The sequence below is a fragment of the Microbacterium sp. Z12_35 genome (assembly GCF_058310475.1).
In genome coordinates this window covers 2,330,685-2,349,208 of record NZ_JBZEGJ010000001.1, presented here as the reverse complement: position 1 = coordinate 2,349,208, position 18,524 = coordinate 2,330,685, and the positions used below count along the sequence as shown (strand labels likewise).

Annotated in this window: 12 protein-coding genes; 6 read left to right on the top strand and 6 right to left on the bottom strand. The window is 70.3% G+C overall.

The features are described from left to right. The first annotated feature begins 238 nt into the window (after positions 1–238). Positions 239–2,743 carry a DEAD/DEAH box helicase gene (locus AC4FS1_RS11250; RefSeq protein ID WP_491155047.1) on the top strand — a complete coding sequence of 835 codons (2,505 nt, stop codon included), beginning with the start codon at positions 239–241 and terminating at the stop codon, positions 2,741–2,743. A gap of 105 nt (positions 2,744–2,848) precedes the next feature. On the opposite strand, the gene AC4FS1_RS11245 is transcribed toward AC4FS1_RS11250, so the two are convergent. Next, positions 2,849–3,958, bottom strand: a complete 1,110-nt coding sequence (locus AC4FS1_RS11245; RefSeq protein WP_491155045.1) for an Rv2578c family radical SAM protein — start codon at positions 3,956–3,958, stop codon at positions 2,849–2,851. 108 nt (positions 3,959–4,066) lie between these two features. Here AC4FS1_RS11245 and AC4FS1_RS11240 point away from each other — a divergent pair, with 108 nt between their 5' ends. Then, positions 4,067–5,161: a M15 family metallopeptidase gene (locus AC4FS1_RS11240; RefSeq protein WP_491155044.1), complete on the top strand. Its 1,095-nt coding sequence runs from the start codon at positions 4,067–4,069 to the stop codon at positions 5,159–5,161. 252 nt (positions 5,162–5,413) lie between these two features. Continuing rightward, positions 5,414–6,577 carry an acyl-CoA dehydrogenase family protein gene (locus AC4FS1_RS11235; protein WP_491155043.1) on the top strand — a complete coding sequence of 388 codons (1,164 nt, stop codon included), beginning with the start codon at positions 5,414–5,416 and terminating at the stop codon, positions 6,575–6,577. 81 nt (positions 6,578–6,658) lie between these two features. On the opposite strand, the gene AC4FS1_RS11230 is transcribed toward AC4FS1_RS11235, so the two are convergent. Genes AC4FS1_RS11230 through AC4FS1_RS11215 form a run of 4 tightly spaced genes read right to left on the bottom strand, consistent with a single transcriptional unit; the run spans position 6,659 to position 11,273 of the window. Beyond that, on the bottom strand, positions 6,659–7,978 hold the full coding sequence (locus tag AC4FS1_RS11230) for an LCP family protein (RefSeq protein WP_491155041.1): 1,320 nt from the start codon (positions 7,976–7,978) through the stop codon (positions 6,659–6,661). Between the two features lie 51 nt (positions 7,979–8,029). Beyond that, a complete protein-coding gene (locus AC4FS1_RS11225; RefSeq protein ID WP_491155039.1) occupies positions 8,030–8,842 on the bottom strand; it encodes an energy-coupling factor transporter transmembrane component T in 813 nt (270 codons plus the stop codon). After that, on the bottom strand, positions 8,839–10,722 hold the full coding sequence (locus AC4FS1_RS11220) for an ABC transporter ATP-binding protein (RefSeq protein WP_491155037.1): 1,884 nt from the start codon (positions 10,720–10,722) through the stop codon (positions 8,839–8,841). Before AC4FS1_RS11220 ends, AC4FS1_RS11225 begins: the two co-directional genes overlap by 4 nt. Next, positions 10,719–11,273 (bottom strand): ECF transporter S component, encoded by a 555-nt coding sequence (locus tag AC4FS1_RS11215; RefSeq protein ID WP_491155035.1) that lies wholly within the window; start codon positions 11,271–11,273, stop codon positions 10,719–10,721. Before AC4FS1_RS11215 ends, AC4FS1_RS11220 begins: the two co-directional genes overlap by 4 nt. A gap of 158 nt (positions 11,274–11,431) precedes the next feature. On the opposite strand from AC4FS1_RS11215, the gene AC4FS1_RS11210 reads away from it, so the two are divergent. Further along, a complete protein-coding gene (locus tag AC4FS1_RS11210; protein WP_491155034.1) occupies positions 11,432–15,022 on the top strand; it encodes a S8 family serine peptidase in 3,591 nt (1,196 codons plus the stop codon). 375 nt (positions 15,023–15,397) lie between these two features. Here the strand turns inward: AC4FS1_RS11210 and AC4FS1_RS11205 are convergent, their stop codons facing one another. Beyond that, on the bottom strand, positions 15,398–15,739 hold the full coding sequence (locus AC4FS1_RS11205; RefSeq protein WP_491155032.1) for a GNAT family N-acetyltransferase: 342 nt from the start codon (positions 15,737–15,739) through the stop codon (positions 15,398–15,400). A 188-nt stretch (positions 15,740–15,927) separates the two neighbouring features. Between AC4FS1_RS11205 and AC4FS1_RS11200 the strand changes: the two genes are divergently transcribed. Further along, positions 15,928–18,210: a carbon starvation CstA family protein gene (locus AC4FS1_RS11200; protein ID WP_491155030.1), complete on the top strand. Its 2,283-nt coding sequence runs from the start codon at positions 15,928–15,930 to the stop codon at positions 18,208–18,210. Positions 18,211–18,231: 21 nt separating this feature from the next. Beyond that, entirely contained in the window at positions 18,232–18,513 is a 282-nt protein-coding gene (locus AC4FS1_RS11195; protein ID WP_491155028.1) for a YbdD/YjiX family protein, read from the top strand. The last annotated feature ends 11 nt before the right edge of the window (positions 18,514–18,524 follow it).

The following is an 18,524-nucleotide window of genomic DNA, read 5'->3' as shown; positions in this document are numbered from 1 at the left end:
CGCGGAGGAGGCCCCACGTCGGGCGGGTTCCCAGCTGGGTGCGCTAGCGTATGAAGGTCGGCTTTGGGCACTGCGCTGTGCGCGGATGGGTTTGTGAGTCCAAGGGGCCGATGGGAGGAGCGAATCCGCTCCGACGATCATCAGAGTTAATGGCCCCGGCCGACGGATGTCCGGGTTTGTGCCGTGCTGCGTGCACGGCGCGTGCTGTTTGCGCGAATACAACCCAGGAAGTTTCCCCATGCCTAAAAACAAGAAGCCTGCCGGCGGTCGCGCCGCCTCCAACTTCGAGCCCCGCTACGGCGACAAGCCGGCATACCAGGACCGCAAGCGTCGCACCGACGATGCGCGTCCCGCCGCATCCAAGCCGGGGAGCAAGAGCCCGACCCACCGTGGCTACCGTGCCGCTGAGGCCGGAGCGACGGCCGAGCCCAAGCGCCGCTGGACCGCGCAGGAGCGCGCCGGCCGTGACGAGTCTCGCGCCATCCGGTCCACCGACCGCCCGCGTCGTGCCTCTGATGACGCCCGTCCGGCGCGTTCCTACGATGACCGCCCCGCACGCTCGTACGACGACCGTCCGGCGCGTCCCTTCAACGACCGTCCGGCCCGTACCTTCAACGACCGTCCGGCTCGGGATGACCGTCCGGCCCGTTCGTTCGATGACCGCCCGCGTCGGGATGACCGTCCCGCCCGCTCGTTCGGCGACCGTCCGGCTCGGGATGACCGCCCGGCCCGCGATGACCGCCCGGCTCGGTCGTTCGATGACCGCCCGCGTCGCGACTCCGGCGACCGTCCGGCTCGCTCGTTCGGCGACCGCCCGGCCCGCTCGTTCGGCGACCGTCCGGCTCGGGATGACCGTCCGGCCCGTTCGTTCGATGACCGCCCGCGTCGGGATGACCGTCCCGCTCGGTCGTTCGATGACCGCCCGCGCCGCGACTCCGGCGACCGCCCGGCGCGCACCTTCAGCGACCGCCCGGCTCGTTCGTTCGATGACCGGCCGGCCCGCCCGTCCAGTGACCGGCCCGCCCGCTCGTTCGACGACCGCCCGCGCCGCGACTCCGGTGACCGCCCGGCGCGCACCTTCAGCGACCGCCCGGCCCGTTCGTTCAGCGACCGCCCGGCTCGTTCGTTCGACGACCGCCCGCGTCGCGACTTCTCGGACCGCCCTCGCCGCGACGCCGGACCGAACCGCTCGGACTGGAAGTCGGAGACGGCGTCGAAGGCGCACGAGCAGCACGTCGACGTCGTGCACGAGAAGCTGCAGGCCGAGGCCGTCCAGACGCAGGAGACCTCGGATGTGACGTTCACGAGCCTCGGGCTGGGCGACAACATCGTCCGCACGCTCGCCGACCTCGGTGCGGCCACGCCGTTCCCGATCCAGGCGGCAACGGTCGCCCCGATCCTCGAAGGCCGTGACGTGCTCGCACGTGGGCGTACGGGCTCGGGCAAGACGATCGCCTTCGGTGCGCCCCTGGTCGAGAGCCTTCTTCGCTCGCAGGCCGGTCAGAAGCGTGCCTTCGCTCGCCTGCCGCAGGCGCTCATCCTCGCCCCGACGCGCGAGCTCGCCCTGCAGATCGACCGCACCATCCAGCCCATCGCTCGCAGCGTCGGCCTGTTCACGACGCAGATCTACGGCGGCGTGCCCCAGGCGCGCCAGGTGGGTGCGCTCCGCAAGGGTGTCGACATCATCATCGGAACCCCGGGCCGTATCGAAGATCTCATCCGCCAGGGCAAGCTCGACCTCTCCGACGTGCGCATGGTCGTGCTCGACGAGGCCGACCACATGAGCGAGCTCGGATTCCTCGAGCCGATTCAGCGCATCCTGCGCCTGGTGCAGGACGGTGCCCAGAAGCTGATGTTCTCGGCGACGCTGGACCGTGAGGTCGCAGCGCTCGTGGACGAGTTCCTCGTGGATCCCGCGGTGTACGAGGTCGCCGGCGAGACGCAGGAGTCGAGCACCATCGACCACCGCATCCTCGTCATCGACCACCGCGACAAGGCCGAGATCCTCACCGCGCTCGTCGACCGCGACGGCAAGACCCTGGTCTTCGCCCGGACGCGCGCCTACGCCGAGATGCTCGCCGAGCAGTTCGACGACGCCGGCATCTCGGCCGTCGCGCTGCACGGAGACCTCAATCAGGCCAAGCGCACGCGCAACCTCGAGCGGCTCACGTCGGGCCGCGTCAACGTCCTGGTGGCGACGGATGTGGCAGCCCGCGGCATCCACGTCGACGACATCGACCTCGTGATCCAGGCCGACGCCCCCGACGAGTACAAGACGTACCTGCACCGCTCGGGCCGTACCGGTCGCGCGGGGCGCGCAGGCACCGTCGTGACGCTCATCCCGCGCCAGCGCCGCCGGCGCATGACCGAGATGCTGCAGCGTGCGGAGATTCAGGCGCCCTTCGACGACGTGCGCGTCGGCGACGATCTCCTCGAGGACATCCGTCTCGGCATCTCGGCCGAGGTGGCCGAACCCGCCGTGCAGGCACCGCGCCAGCCGGCCGAGCCTGCGGCGACCGAGGCCGCCGCTGTAGAGCCCGAGCTCACCGCTGAAGAGCCCGAGCTCGCCGCTGAGGAGCCCGAGCTCGCCGCTGAGGAGCCCGAGGCCGCCGCTGAAGAGCCCGAGGTCGCCGCTGAAGAGCCGGCGCTCACCGCTGAGGAGCCCGAGGTTGCCGCTGAGGTGACCGAGCTCGTCGACGAGGAGCCCGCCGCCCCCGCCCGGGCCGGCGACACCCCCGCCTGATCGGAGCAGCCACTCCGCGAGACCGCATCCGGCCGACGAGACGGCGACATCATGTCGCTGGGTCGTCGGCAGGGTGCGGTTTCGCCGTTTCCGCGCGACCCGGCGTCAGAACAGGGTCGGCTCGCTCGCCGGCGCCACCCGCGGCCGTGTCGTCCGAACGGGTCCGAGTCCGCGCAGTGCGCCGGGATCGGACGCGCCGGGCACCAGCGTCCGGTCGGCGAGCCCGGGCACGGGGCGACCGCGGGGGTGGTCGTCTTCATCCCGCCCGTCGAGGCCGTGCATCCGCAGGAGCGGACGCACGCGCTTGGCGAGCCAGGTGCGGTACGCCTTGGGCGCCTGCGTCGCCACCCCGGGGTAGAGGCCACGGTATGAGGAGACGAGTTCGGGATGCTCCCGCTCGAGCCACGTGAAGAACCAGGGCTTCACCCCCGGGCGCAGGTGCATCGCCCCGTAGACGACGCGCGCGGCTCCGGCTTCGCGGATGCGGCGGAGAGCGTCGTCGAGTGCGGCGACCGAGTCGGTGAGGTGGGGAAGGATCGGCATGAGGAACACCGTGACGCGGAACCCCGCCTCCGTGGCCGCTCGGACGGTGTCGAGACGCGCTTGCGCGCTCGGAGTTCCGGGCTCGATCGCCTTCTGCAGCACGTCGTCGAACACCGCGATCGACATCGCCAGTGACACCCGGACGGATGCTGCTGCATCCCTCAGCAGCGGCAGGTCGCGCCGCAGCAGCGTTCCCTTCGTCAGGATCGAGAAGGGTGTACCCGACTCGGTCAGGGCCGATGCGATCTGCGGCATGAGTCGGTATCGCCCCTCGGCGCGCTGATACGGGTCGGTGTTGGTCCCGAGCATCACGGGTTCACGCGACCACGAACCGCGGCGAAGCTCTGTGCGGAGCACGTCGGCGACGTTGACCTTCACGACGATCTGCGAATCGAAATCGCTGCCGGCATCGAGGTCGAGATACTCGTGCGTCCCCCGGGCGAAGCAGTATGTGCAGGCGTGACTGCATCCCCGGTACGGGTTCACGGTCCAGTCGAAGGGCATGGCGGATGCTCCGGGAACCCGGTTCAGCGCCGACTTGCAGAGCACTTCGTGAAACGTCATTCCGGCGAACTCGGGGGTGGTCACGGAGCGGACGAGGCCGTCCATCCGTTCCATCCCGGGGAGGGCGGAGGGGTCGTCCACGCCCAACTGCTGCCCCTGCCATCGCATGCATCCATGGGAACAGAGATACGAATCTCTGTCAAGACAGGCTGCCCATAGTTTCGAACGACACGGCGCTCGGCTGGCGCAGGACTCCTCGCAGGGGAGAATGGACGCGTGACGGAACCCGACCCGCACATCCTCACGCGTCGCGCGCTGCGCGAGGCGGCGCTGCGTGCTGCCGAGGCGGCGCCCGCTCCGATCGCACGCCATGCGCGCCGTGCGGGCATCGGAAAGCGGATGGCGGTGGCAGCGGCCGGAGCCATGATCCTGGTCGCCGGGGCGTCGGTGACGACGGCGGCGGCGCTGACGGCGCCCGCCCTGACGGCGCCGCCGCTGACGGCCTCGGCCACGTCGCCCGCGGTGAGTGCGACCGCCGCGCCCGCGCCCGCGCCGACTCCCGCGGAGGAGGTGAGCGCCCGCATCCTCGCCCTTCCGCCCGAGGGTCTGCCCACGCCCGAGCAGTCGACGGGAGTCGCCGATGCGGGAACGCTGTGCGAGGACCCGGCGCTCACCGCGGCGCTGGCGGCCGGGGATGACGCGGCGACCATTGCCGCGACCGGCGGCCCGGAGGCGTTCCGCGCGGCCGTCGCGGCGGGAACGGCTCCCTGCATCCGCCTCGACGATTCCGCACGCGTCTGGGTGGTGGTGAACAAGCAGCGGCCGTATGCGCCGATGGATGCCGTGCCCGCGCCGCTGGTGCAGCCCGAGGCGGTCCGGAGCCTCGGGGGAAGCGACCTGCGGCAGGACGCGGCAGGTGCGCTGACGGCGCTCGTACGCGCGGCCGCGGATGCCGGTGCCGGCGAGGTCGCACTGGAGAGCGGCTACCGCTCGTTCACGACGCAGCGGTCCACCTACGCCGGGCATGTCGCGGACCGTGGGGTGGAGGGCGCCGACCTCGTGAGCGCTCGTCCCGGGTACAGCGAACACCAATCGGGCCTCACGGTGGACGTGGTGCCCTGCGCCGAATCCTGCGCGACGATCGACCACCTCGCCGCGTCGCCGCAGGGCGCGTGGCTGGCCGAGCACGCCTGGGAGTACGGCTGGATCGTCCGCTACACCGAAGGGCGCACCGACGTCACCGGGTACGCGCCCGAGCCGTGGCATCTCCGCTACATCGGACCCGAGTTGGCGCGCGCCTACCACGACGGCGGCTGGACGACGCTGGAGGAGTTCTTCGGGCTGCCTCCCGCGCCCGGGTACGCCGAGTAACTCCCCGACCGCACGACTTCTTGCCCAGCGCACGGACTATCCACGCGGACAGGGCGTGCGTTCGGCAGGATGCGGTGCGCTCGGCGGCAGGGGCTGGCGCCAACCTCCAATGCGGCACCCGGTGTCACGAGCCGTGGGATGCGGTTCCGGACAGCGAACACGCGAGCGACAGCTCGCTCGCCTAGACTCGCTCGCGCTACACGGTCGATCGGCCGTGGCCCACAGCATCCACTCGAAGCAGAGGGAGTCGGCATGGACCGCGACATCTACGACGAAGACCACGAGGCGTTTCGCGACGTCGTCCGGGAATTCGTCAAGCGTTACGTCAGCAACGAAGCGCGCGAGCGCTGGGACGCCGAAGGCGAGATCGATCGAGCGACGATGCTCGCCGCCGGGCAGTCCGGGCTCATCGGCCTGTCGGTGCCCGAGGAGTTCGGCGGGGCGGGGATGCTGCAGGACTACCGGTTCCGCACGATCGTGATGGAGGAGATCCTCAAGGCGGGCGCCGGATCGCTCGCCGGAGCCTTCGGCATCCAGGATGACCTCGCCGTGCCGTATCTCGCCCACTTCGGCACGCCCCAGCAGCAGCAGAAGTGGCTGCCGGGAATGGCCACCGGAGAGGTCATCGGCGCTCTCGCCATGACCGAGCCCGGCACCGGCAGCGACCTCCGCGGCGTGACCACGACGGCGAAGAAGGTCGAAGGCGGATACCTCGTCAACGGCGCCAAGACGTTCATCTCCTCGGGTAAAACGGCAGACCTCATCGTCACCTTCGTGAAGACCGGGGAGGGCAACCGGCCGGATGCGTTCAGCCTGCTGCTGATCGAGAACGGCATGGCGGGCTTCGAGCACGGCAAGAAGCTCCACAAGATGGGCTTCCAGGGCCACGACACCGCAGAGCTGTCATTCAGCGACGTGTTCGTTCCCGAGGAGAACCTCATCGGCGGTCAGGAGGGGCACGGCTTCATTCAGCTGATGCGCAACCTGCCGCTGGAGCGGCTGTCGATCGGTGTCGCCGCCGCGGCCGCCTCCGAGGCAGGCCTCGGATGGACCCTCGAATACGTGAAGAGCCGTGAGGCATTCGGGACTCCCATCATCGACTTCCAGAACACGCGTTTCCGGCTCGCGGATGTCGCGACCACGGTCGATGTCCTGTGGGCGTATGTCGACCGGGCCATCGCGCTCTACGGCGAGGGCAAGCTCACGCCCGAGGAGGCCGCGAAGGTGAAGTTCTGGACGACCGAGCGCGAGGGCGAGGTGCTCGACACGTGCGTGCAGCTGCACGGCGGATACGGCTACATCACCGAATACCCGATCGCCCGCGCGTACCTCGACGCCCGTGTGCACCGGATCTACGGCGGAACGAACGAGATCATGCGCGAGATCGTCGGCCGCCAGCTCGCCGGCCGCCGCTGACCCCCGTCGACTCGCCACAAAACGTCGCATTCTGGGCGAAAACCGGACGTTTTGTGGCGAGTCGACCGCGGTTTGGGACCGTCAGCGGGAGAGGTTGCCCGCGGAGCAGGTCTCTTGCGCGGCTGTCGATCCCGTGATGCTCGGCGAGAGGGCGACGGCGTCCCGGGCCGGGTCATCCGGCGCCGCGGTGGTGGCGTCGGGGTCGGGCGCAGGGGTTCCGGAGCCGGGCGCAGGGGTTCCGGAGTCGGGCGCTGGAGTTCCGGGCGCGGTGGGCTCCGGAGTGACCTCGACGACGCCTCCGTTGGCTCCGACGTTCCCGGTGAGCTCGATCGCCCTGTTATCGGTGAGCGCCTGCCATAGCGGCGCCGCCGCGGTGTAGTTCGGGACGACGCGGTTGGGGTCGTTCGGCGACGTGTTCGTCGGGTACTGCACGAACACGATCTCCTCGAAAGGCACGTCCCGGACGGCCAGGGCGATCTGTACCAGCGTGAGCGGATTGGTGAGGGTGGTCGTCGGGTCGACATTGCGCAGCGTCGTGGAGGCCAGCCGGTACATCGTGGCGGGGTCGGTGAGAACCTCCTCGCTGACGAGCTTCCGCGCGAGCCGTGACATGTACTGCTGCTGGTTGCTGACGCGGGCCAGGTCGCTTCCGCCCACGCCGTAGCGGGTGCGCAGGAACTGCAGCGCCTCGATGCCTTCGATGGTCCGGGGGCCGGCCGGCCAGTCGATCCCGGTGTTGCGGTCACGCATCCCCTTGGCCAGGCACACCTCGACACCGCCGACGGCGTCGGTGATCTCGATCACCCCGCCGAAGCTCACCGTCGCGGCGAAGGGGATCTCCTGGTCGCTGAGGTCGGCGACCGTGTTGACGACGCAGTTGAGGCCACCGATGCCGTACAGCTCGTTGATCTGCACGGTTCCACCGGCCCAGTTCGACCCGTCGGTGCGGGTGCATCCCGGGGACTGCAGGACCAGGTCGCGCGGGAAGGACACCACCGTCACCCGCCGAGGGGCATCGGAGATGTGCATCAGGATGTTGACGTCGTTGAGGTTGCTCGCCGCATCCGCACCCGTGCAGCGGGCGCCGAAGAAGTGCGCGTACTCCGGCTCGCATTCGTCGATACCCGTGACGAGGAGGTTCACTCCACCCTCGATCTCGCCGATGTCGGGGGGCGGGGCGGGCTGATCCTTCAGGACGACCGCGTCTGCGGTGAAGCTCGCGGCGAGGTCGTACGTGGCGTACGTGAGGGTGCCCGCACCGGCCACCAGCACGACCGCGAGAGCAACGGCGACGATCGTCGCGAGCTGCCCGGCGATGCTCGGTGAACGCAGCCGTGCGTGTCGCGCTACCGTCCGGCGTCGCCGCGCCATTGCTCCTCCTTCGACGCCGGTCGAGGGCATCGGGCCGATTCTAGGCAATCGCGCGCGGGGAGCCCGGGATGCCGGGCCGACTCAGCCCAGCCGCCACGGATGCAGCTCCGCGAAGACGAGGGCCGACAGCGCCCAGAACGCCACGACGAACACCCCGTCGCGCACGCGGAACGGCACCACGTATCGCTCCGTGCGGTCGGGGAACGCTCCGAAAGCCCGGGCGTCCATCGCGAGGGCGACGCGCTCCGCGTGCCGGATGGCGCCGGCCAGCAGCGGCACGAGGTATCCGCCCCAGCGCGCCACTGCCGCCACCGGCCCCCGCCCCCCGGAGGCGCCACGGATGCGGTGCGCCCGACGGATGACCTCGAGCTCGTAGCCGAACCGAGGGACGAAACGGATCGCGGCGAGCGCCGTGTACCCGATCCGGTAGGGCACGTGCAGCTGCTGCACCAGCGACCGCACGAGATCCGGACCCGTGGTCGTCAGCCCCGCGATGAGAGCGAGGCCGATGATCGCGCCCAGGCGCAGGCCGGTGGCGAATCCGACCTCGAGCGCGCCGCCGTAGAGGGTCCACCAGCCGAGGTCCAGCACCACGGCCGACCGATCCACGTCGCCGGTGTCGGCCCAGACGGAGAAACCCAGGCCCACCGCGAGAACGGCGGCGGGAAGAAGGAGGAGAAGCGTGGTGGCGGCTCGCGCCGACCACGTCGCACCGATGAGCAGCGTCGCGTAGGCGATGACGAGGAACGCCGCCGGGGTCGCCAGGTCGCGGACGAACAGGAGCATCGCCATCGCCGGCAGCGGGCCGGCGAGCTTGGCGAGCGGATTGAGGCTCGGCAGGAAGCGGCTTCGCGCCTGGGGGCTGGCGGCGTAGGGGTCGCGCGGACCTCTCATCCGGTGCCACCGGGGAGGTCGGCGAGGCGCGTGACGCCGGCGAGCTCTGGATGCCCGGACAGGGCGCTGAGCGCAACGCGAAGCGGTGGCGGTCGGAGTCCCGCCGCGCGCAGCAGAGCCTCGTCGGCGAAGACATCGGACGTGGATGCTGCCGCCACCACCCGGCCATCCGAGAGCACCACGGTACGGTCGGCATGCTCGCCGACCAGGTGCATGTCGTGCGTGACGATGACGATGGTCGTGCCGTCGCGGCGCAGTTCGTCCAGCAGCGCCATCAATTCGTCCGCCCGCTCCCGATCCTGACCGAAGGTCGGTTCGTCGAGCACCAGCACGCGGGCACCGGCGACGAGCGCCGATCCCACGGACAGCCGCCGCTTCTGCCCGCCCGAGAGCAGGAAGGGGTGGAGGTGCGCGTGCCGGTCGAGCCCGAAACGGCGCAACACCTCCTCGGTCCGGTCCCGCACGACGTCGTCGGGAAGTCGCTGCATCCGAAGGCCGTGCGCGACCTCGTCGAAGACGGTCTGCGCGATGAACTGGTGCTCGGGGTTCTGGAAAACGAACCCGACCGAGCGCGCGAGCGTGCGCGGGTCGGCACGGTGCACGTCGACCCCGGCGAGCAGGACCGCGCCGCGCGGCGGACGTTGAACACCGGCGATCGCCTGCACGAGCGTGGTCTTGCCGGCGCCGTTGGCCCCCACCACGGCGACGAACTCGCCGGGAGCGATATCGAGATCGATGCCCTCGAGCACCGTGGTGCGGGCTGTTCCACGCCCGCGGCTGAGCGTGAGTCCGCGCACGCGCACCATCGGCTCCCGGCCCGCCGCGCCCGACCGGTCCGCCGCGCCCGACCGGGCCGCCGCGCCCGACCGGTCCGCCGCGCCCTCTGCGGCCGACGACGCCTCCGCTCCGCGCGATGCGGTTCGGGGCGCATTCTGTGCTTTGGGGCGCGTGTCGGTGCGCCCCAAAGCACCATCTCCGCCCCGAGCCGGTTCCGCAGCCGCTCCCGTCCCCACAGCCGGAGTCCGCTCGAGCCCGGCGCGGAGTTCTCCCGGCGTCAGCGGGAGAGGGTCGAGCGGATAGCCGGCGCGGCGCAGACGCAGCGCGGCGAGGGTGGATGTCGGCAGCCACACGCCGATCGCGTGCAGTTCCTGCGCGCGCTGACGCAGCACCGCGTCCACGGAACCGTCGGCGACGAGCCTTCCCGAGGCATCCAGCACCACGACGCGATCGACCAGGCCCACCGCGGCGTCGAGGTTGTGCTCGATGAGCACGATGGCGCGGTCGCCGGCGGCGACGACATCGGCCAGCGCCGCATAGACCTCTTCGGTACCGCTCGGGTCGAGGTTTGCGGTGGGTTCGTCGAGCACGAGGAGGGGCGAGCCCAGCGCGAGTGCCGCGGCGATCGCCAGCCGCTGGCGCCCCCCGCCGGACAGCCGATCCGGGTTGACGGTGCGCCGCTCCCACAGTCCGACGCGGCGAAGCGCCGTTTCCGCGCGCCGAAGGACCTCGTCGACCGGAAGCCGCAGGTTCTCCGGCCCGAAGGCGACTTCGTCGAGCACCGACCCCGTGAGCATCTGCGCGTCCGGGTCTTGGAAGACCATGCCGACGTAGGTGCTGAGGGTCGACACGGCCGTGGTGGCCGCATCCCTGCCCGCCACCTCGACCGTGCCGGAGACCGTGGCGGGCACGGCCGACGGGATGAGTCCGTTCAACGCGAGCGCCAGCGTGGACTTGCCCGACCCGCTCGGACCGAGGATCAGCACCACCTCGCCGGGGGCGACGTCGAAGCTCACCCCGGACGGTGTCGCGGCGTCGGCGGAGTCGTGCGTGATCGCCAGATCGCGTACCCGCAGCAGGGGGGCCGGGGATGCGGCGGTCACCGCCGCGCCGCGGTGCGCGCGACGCCCGCGCGGCGGAGGCCCGCTCCCACGGCCAGGCCGACTCCGGTCCACGCGACGGGTCCGAGCAGGAACAGCGCCACGAAAACGACCTGGGCCCAGGGCTCCAGCTCCCCGATGTCGAAGGCGAACCACAGGGGCATCGCGAGAACGACACCCGTCACGACGGCGGCGAGGAAGAAGCGCCACGGGTTCCACCGCCGGTACCGCGTGAGAGCGGCCACACCCTCCTGCACACCGCCGAAGACGACGGCGGCGAGGAGGTATCCCGTGAGCAGAGCCGGAGCGATGGCGGATGCCACGATCGCCGCGATCGCGTGGGTGATCAGAGCCACCCAGGGCTGGCGCAGCAACTCCTGGGCGATGACGCCGGGCAGCGTGTGGAAACCCAGCACGAGGCCATAGAGGGCGACAGCGCCGGCGGCAGCCATCAGATGAAGCAGGGCCCAACCGGCCGACAGCAGCCCCGTCGCGACGCCGATGGCGGCGCAGATCAGCAGGACGCGCGTGGGGAGTCGGGATGCCGCGGCCACCGTTTCAGCGTACTCCGCGCAGTTCTCGGGCAGCCGGCGCCGTCATCCATGAACGGAAACCGACCATTGGCTGAGATTGTGCTGTGAGCTATGTTGGTCGAACGCGCGCCGCTGACGACGCGCGCATCGCTCACATCATCCCCCCACTTGGAGCGCACATGCCCTTGAAAGGCACCTTCGGTCGACCCTTACGGTCGGTCGCGATCGTGGCACTGGCCGCACTGTTCACCGGAACGACAGCCACCGCGGGCTACGGGGCGGTGGCAGACGTGAACACGCCCGTTCCGATCGACGCGCCCAGCGGCCAGTACATCGTCCTTCTGGATGAGGCGCCGGCGGCGACGTACGACGGCGGCGAGTCCGACCTGCGCGCCACCAAGCCCGACGAGGGCGACAAGCTCGACGCGCGTTCGCCCGAGGTGCAGGAGTACACGGAGTTCCTCGACAACCGTCAGCAGGAGGTTGCTGCCGAAGCGGGTGTCGACCGGGACTACTCGTACACGCTCGCCGTCAACGGGTTCAGCGCGCAGCTCAGCTCTCAGCAGGCGGCGAAGCTGTCGGCGACGAAGGGCGTGGCCGCCGTCGTTCCCGATGAGATTCGTCACCCCGACGCCGTCCCCTCGACCGAATTCCTCGGACTCGAAGGAAGCGGCGGTGTGTGGGAAGCGATCGGTGGGCCGGAGGCGGCGGGCGAAGGCACCGTGGTCGGCGTCGTCGACACCGGCATCGCGCCGGAGAACCCCTCGTTCGCGGGAGAGCCTCTGGGCACCACCCCCGGCGAGGAACCGTATCTCGACGGGAACGAGGTCGTCTTCGCGAAGGCCGACGGCACCACGTTCCGCAGCGAGCGCGTGAGCGGTGAAGCCTGGAGCGCCGACGACTACTCCACGAAGCTCATCGGTGCGAAGTACTTCAGCTCGGGTGCCGCAGCAGCCGGCTTCGACTTCTCCTCCGACTTCCTCTCGCCGCGCGACAACGACGGGCACGGGTCGCACACCGCCGGCACCGCCGCGGGGAACCACGCGGTTGCCGCGAGCGTCGAGGGTGTCGACTTCGGTGAGATGTCCGGTGTGGCGCCGGGTGCCAAGGTCGCGGCCTACAAGGCCTGCTTCGCCGGCCCCGATCCTCTGGTGAACACAGACGACATCTGCGCGTTGAGCGATCTGCTGGGCGCCATCAACTCCGCCGTCAACGACGGCGTCGACGTTCTCAACTACTCGATCGGCGGCGGATCGGCCACGACCACCCTCGCCACCGAGGACCGCGCGTTCTTCAACGCCGCCGCAGCGGGGATCTTCGTCTCCGCCAGCGCCGGCAACTCCGGGCCGGGTGCGGCCACGGCCGACCACGCGTCCCCCTGGTACATGACGGTCGCCGCATCCACCATTCCCACGTACGAAGGCACCGTCCAGTTGCCGAACGGCTTCCAGGCGGCGGGCGCGACGGTCTCGGTGCCTGCCGGCGAAGAGGTGACGGGTCCCGTCGTCTACGCCGGCGACATCGTGGCAGCGGGGGCCGACCCCGCTCAGGCGGCGCTCTGCTACCTCGATGCGATCGACCCGGCCGGGGCCGAGGGAAAGATCGTGGTGTGCGACCGCGGTGGGAATGCCCGCATCGAGAAGTCGCAGGCCGTGGAGGAGGCGGGCGGGATCGGCATGATCCTCGTCAACGTCACACCCGGTTCGCTGGACAACGACTTCCACTCCGTGCCGACCGTGCACATCGCGGACACGCACCGCGCCGCGCTGCTGGACTACGTCCGCAACACCCCGGATGCCACGGCGACCCTGCTCGGAGAGAATGTCACGGGCGTGGAGACCCCCACCCCGGTGATCGCCGGGTTCTCCAGCCGCGGCCCGATGCTGGCCGACGGCAGTGACATCCTCAAGCCCGACATCACGGCGCCGGGCGTGGCGATCCTCGCCCCGACCCACAATGCCGAGGGCGAGGACGCGACGTTCGGCTTCAAGTCGGGCACGTCGATGTCGGCGCCGCACATCGCCGGACTGGCTGCGCTGTACCTGGGGGAGCGTCCGAACGCGACGCCCGCCGAGATCAAGTCGGCCATGATGACCACCGCGTACGACACGGTGAACGATGACGGGTCGACCAACACCGATCCGTTCGCGCAGGGGGCCGGCCATGTCGACCCGACGCGGTTCTTCGAGCCGGGGCTGTTGTACCTCAACGGCCCGGACGATTGGGCCGCGTACCTGCAGGGCAAGGGTCTGGCCGACTTCGGCGTCGAACCCATCGACGGCAGCGACCTTAACCTCGCCTCCATCGCGATCGGTTCACTCTCCACGCCGCAGACCGTGACGCGCACGGTGACGTCGACGCAGGCGGGGACCTTCACCGCAGCCGTCGACGTACCGGGCATCACCGCGGTCGTGGAGCCGGCATCCCTCACCTTCGGGGCGGCTGGGGAGACCCAGTCGTACACCGTCACCTTCACCCGCGACGGCGCTCCCGCCGAGGAGTGGACGAGCGGCCGGCTCACCTGGACGAGCGGCGACACGACCGTCCGTTCACCGATCGTGATCCAGCCGGTGACGGCGGATGCTCCGGCCGAGGTGTCGGGCACCGGAATCAGCGGCAGCACCGACGTCACGATCACGCCCGGGATCACGGGTGACCTGCCGGTGAACCTCAGCGGGCTCGCACCGATGACGCTGCTGACCGATCCTGCCCATCCCGTCGAGGGCCACTCCGGCGATGAGACCTCCGGAGCCGACGAGGACGGCTACGTCAGGTGGACCGTGGATGTGCCCGAGGGCACGGAGCTGTCGCGGTTCTCGCTGGACTCCTCGGATGATGAGACCAGCGACCTCGACCTGTTCGTGTACCGCGTGGTCAGCCCCGACGACCTTCGCTACTACGAGATGTGGCAGTCGGCCAGCGGCGCCGCAGATGAACAGGTGACCCTGCACGAGCCGACCGCCGGGACCTACCTGGTCGAGGTGAACGTGTTCGCGTTCGTCGAGCCGTTCACGTGGGATCTGCGGCACGGCAACGTGCCGGCCGAAGGCGGGGAAGGCGCGCTGACGGCGACGCCGAACCCGATCCCGGCACAGCAGGGCGTCGCGACGACCTATGCGCTGTCGTGGACGGGGTTGCAGCCGTCGACGCGGTACCTCGGCGTCGCGCAGTACGGCGAGTCGTCGGTTCGCACCGTGCTGACCGTCGATTCCGGCCTGGCGCCGCCGGCCGCCACCGAGGCGCCGACGATCTCCGGCGACCCGCGCGTGGGGAAGAAGCTCACGGCGACGCCGGGTACCTGGGATCCGGCCGACGTGACCATCGCCTACCAATGGTTGCGCGACGGTCAGCCGATCCCAGGCGCCACGGGAAAGACGTACAAGGTGACCAGAGCGGACGTGGGCACGACCCTGTCGGTGCGGGTGACCGCCACCGCTGAGGGCAACCCCACGCCCGGGGTGGCCGACAGCGCCGGGGTGTTCGTCAAGTTCTCGTCGCAGACCAAGGTCACGCTCAACCGCTACATCGGTACGTCGTCGCAGGACTACGCCGTCACCGTGGCGGTCACCCCGTCGGGCGGAGCGGCGGCGACCGGGGATGTCGAGGTCTGGGTGAACGGCCGGGCGTACTCGGGCACCCTCGCCGAGGGCACGGTGACGATTCCGCTGCCGAAGCAGTCGAAGGGCGTCAAGGTCGTGATCGCGGAGTACAGCGGTAGCGACACGGTGGCGGCGTCGACGGGTGTGAGCGGCTTCGTGGTCTACCGCTGATCCGCGGCATCCCCCGGCCCGGGCACCAACGGGCTGGGGGATGCTTCCCGCTCGCTGAGCGAGAACGTCCGTGTTTCCCCCGGTCGCTGCTGAGGGGGCGCGGCCCCGTTCCCCGGTCGCTGAGCGGCGCGGCCGCCGTTCCCCGGTCGCTGAGCGAGCGCAGCGAGACGAAGCGTCCGGGCGTCGCGCGCTGCTTTGCCCTTCGTCTCGTCGCTGCGCTCCTCGCTCAGGGACCGGTGCTCCGGGTGCCGCGCGGGATGCCCTTCGTCTCGGTCGCTACGCTCCCTCGCTCAGGGACCGGGTCACGGCGCTGAGCGAGTACTGCGTCGCTTTAAAGAGGGGACTCCGCCCGCGGAGGGGCGGCGTCCCGGCGGGTCATCCCGGGCTCTCCGACGGGGTGGCAGCCTCTTCGCCGTCCTCCTCGGTCGGCCAGTCCACGATCAGGCCCGCGACTTCGTTCTCCCGCAGGTAGTGCACGACGAACGGACAGGTCGGGGTGACCGTGTCACCGCGGCGGGCGAGATCGGCAAGCGCCTCGCCGACGAGCCTCGACCCGAGCCCCTCGCCCTTGAATGCGGGGTCGATCTCGGTGTGCGGAACCACCACCGACCCGGTGTCGGACGGTTCGATCGTGACGTACCCGCCAACCTCGTCACCCACGTGGATCTCGTAGCGGGACTTCTCATCGTTGCGGGTGACAGTGATGTCGGCGGTCATCCCAACCCCTTCCGGTTACCTCTGTCCAACCTAGGCCGACCTCACTCTGTTCCGCACGCGCCGAAAAGGCGCGCCGCTCGGCGCACGGATGCTGCCGCTCATCGCACCGCGGACCCCCCATCCGCGGAGCCGACGAGTCGCTTCGTAACCTCGACGGGTACGCAATGACGCGCCATCCGAGGAGCACCATGTCCGCATCGCCCCGGCCCTCCGCCGACGAGCCCCTGCTCGCCACAGACCCATTCCTGCCCCCCGTCGCCGTGCCCGCCGAGCGGCTGCGCACCACCTGGACGTGGCCGAAGATCCTGCTGTGGGTCGCCGTCGCCCTCCTCGGCGGTGTCGCCTGGACGATGCTCGCCATCGTCCGCGGGGAAACGGTCAACGCGATCTGGTTCGTGTTCGCCGCAGTGTGCACGTACGCCATCGGCTACCGCTTCTACTCCAAGGTGATCGAGCGCTACATCACGCGTCCGGATGACCGACGGGCGACGCCGGCCGAGCGCAGGCAGGATGGCAAGGACTACGTCCCCACCGACCGCCGCGTGCTGTACGGCCACCACTTCGCCGCGATCGCGGGCGCCGGACCCCTCGTCGGGCCCGTGCTGGCCGCGCAGATGGGCTACCTCCCCGGCACGATCTGGATCATCGTCGGTGTGGTGCTCGCGGGAGCCGTCCAGGACTACCTCGTGCTGTTCTTCTCGATGCGCCGCGGCGGCCGCACGATCGGGCAGATGGCGCGTCAGGAGCTCGGCCGCATCGGCGGCACCGCCGCGATCCTGGCGAGCCTCCTCATCATGCTGATCATCGTGGCGATCCTCGCGCTCGTGGTCGTCAACGCCCTCGGCGAGAGCCCGTGGGGTGTCTTCAGCGTCTCGATGACGATCCCGATCGCGCTGTTCATGGGGTGCTACCTGCGCTGGATACGTCCGGGCCGCATCACGGAGGTCTCGATCATCGGTTTCGTGCTGCTGATCGCCGCGATCATCGCGGGCGGATGGGTCGCCTCCACCGAGTGGGGCGTGGCGATCTTCGCCCTCGACCGCACGACCATCGCCTGGGGCATCATCATCTACGGCTTCATCGCCGCCGTGCTGCCGGTGTGGCTGCTCCTGGCCCCCCGCGACTACCTGTCGACGTTCATGAAGATCGGCGTCATCGTGATGCTCGCCGGCGCGATCGTGCTGGTGCGGCCCGAGATCGAGGTGCCGGCGTTCAGCCAGTTCGCCGGCGGGGAGCTCGGCCCGGTGTTCAGCGGCCCGATCTTCCCGTTCCTGTTCGTGACGATCGCCTGTGGAGCGCTCTCCGGCTTCCACGCCCTCATCGCGTCGGGCACCACGCCGAAGCTGCTGGAGAAGGAGCGGCAGACGCGCTTCATCGGGTACGGCGGGATGCTGATGGAGTCGTTCGTCGCGATCATGGCGCTCGTGGCGGCGATCTCGATCGACCAGGGCATCTACTTCGCGATGAACTCGTCGCCGGCGGCGACCCTCGGCACGGTCGAGGGTGCGGTGGCCTTCGTCAACAACCTGGGCCTCACCGGCGCCCCGCTCACCCCCGAGATGCTCACCTCCACGGCCGAGGCCGTCGGCGAGGAATCGATCGTCTCGCGCACCGGCGGGGCTCCCACCCTCGCGCTGGGGCTCGCCAACATCATGCAGGCGGCACTGGGCGGACCGGCGCTGATGGCGTTCTGGTACCACTTCGCGATCATGTTCGAGGCGCTGTTCATCCTCACCGCCGTCGATGCCGGCACCCGCGTCGCACGGTTCATGCTGCAGGACTCGATCGGCATCCTCGTCCCGAAGTTCCGGGATGTCTCCTGGCGCCCCGGTGTGTGGATCTGCACCGCGATCATGGTCGCCGGCTGGGGGTCGATCCTCATCCTGGGTGTGACCGATCCCCTCGGCGGCATCAACACCTTCTTCCCGCTGTTCGGCATCGCCAACCAGCTCCTCGCCGCGATCGCCCTCGCCGTCGTCCTCGCCATCGTCGCGAAGCGCGGCCGCAGCTACGCGAAGTGGCTGTGGATCGTGGCGCTGCCCCTCGCCTTCGCGTCCGTCGTGACGATCACCGCGTCGATGTACAAGATCTTCTCGCCGGTGCCGCAGGTGGGGTACTGGGCCAACCACTTCGCCTTCCGGGCGGCGCTGGATGAAGGTCTCACCGAGTTCGGCACCGCCCCGAGCCGGGCGGCCATGGAGGCCGTGGTCCGCAACACGGCGGTGCAGGGCACACTCTCGATCATCTTCGTCACTCTCGCGATCATCGTGATCGCGATCGCCGTGGGGGTGGCCGTCAAGGCCGTGCTCCGCGGCGGTGGCGCCGATACGGAAGATGCACCCGAGCCTTCACGACGTTTCGCACCGGCCGGCTTCGTCGCCACGAAGGCCGAACGCGAGATCGAGAAGGAGTGGGAGGCGCTTCCGCCGACCGAGACCCGCGCGGACCGGAAGGCGGCCGCGCACTCCTGAGTGCGGACCGACATGATTCCGATGGATGCTCCGGCCCCCCTCGTCCACAGCGTGCGCGCACCCGCCGAGCCCGTGCGCGCACCCGCCGACGCCGGGTGGTGGGCGCGCGTGCGCGGCACGGTCGCGGCGGCGGGCCGGAGCATCCACTGGTACGTCACCACGCTGATGGGTGACCGCGCCTACGACACCTACGTCGCGCACCTGCGCCGGATGCACCCCCACCAGCAGCCGATGACGGAGCGCGAGTTCTGGCGGGCGCGTTCGGATGAGCAGGATCGCAACCCCGGCGCGCGCTGCTGCTGATTAGGCTCGGA

What these genes read in the sequence shown, in the direction of transcription:
- AC4FS1_RS11195 (WP_491155028.1), top strand. Translation starts at nt 18,232, where the DNA reads ATGGATGCTCCGGCCCCCCTCGTCCACAGCGTGCGCGCACCCGCCGAG.
- AC4FS1_RS11200 (WP_491155030.1), top strand. Translation starts at nt 15,928, where the DNA reads ATGTCCGCATCGCCCCGGCCCTCCGCCGACGAGCCCCTGCTCGCCACA.
- AC4FS1_RS11230 (WP_491155041.1), bottom strand. Translation starts at nt 7,978, where the DNA reads ATGCCCTCGACCGGCGTCGAAGGAGGAGCAATGGCGCGGCGACGCCGG.
- AC4FS1_RS11235 (WP_491155043.1), top strand. Translation starts at nt 5,414, where the DNA reads ATGGACCGCGACATCTACGACGAAGACCACGAGGCGTTTCGCGACGTC.
- AC4FS1_RS11225 (WP_491155039.1), bottom strand. Translation starts at nt 8,842, where the DNA reads ATGAGAGGTCCGCGCGACCCCTACGCCGCCAGCCCCCAGGCGCGAAGC.
- AC4FS1_RS11205 (WP_491155032.1), bottom strand. Translation starts at nt 15,739, where the DNA reads ATGACCGCCGACATCACTGTCACCCGCAACGATGAGAAGTCCCGCTAC.
- AC4FS1_RS11250 (WP_491155047.1), top strand. Translation starts at nt 239, where the DNA reads ATGCCTAAAAACAAGAAGCCTGCCGGCGGTCGCGCCGCCTCCAACTTC.
- AC4FS1_RS11210 (WP_491155034.1), top strand. Translation starts at nt 11,432, where the DNA reads ATGCCCTTGAAAGGCACCTTCGGTCGACCCTTACGGTCGGTCGCGATC.
- AC4FS1_RS11245 (WP_491155045.1), bottom strand. Translation starts at nt 3,958, where the DNA reads ATGCGATGGCAGGGGCAGCAGTTGGGCGTGGACGACCCCTCCGCCCTC.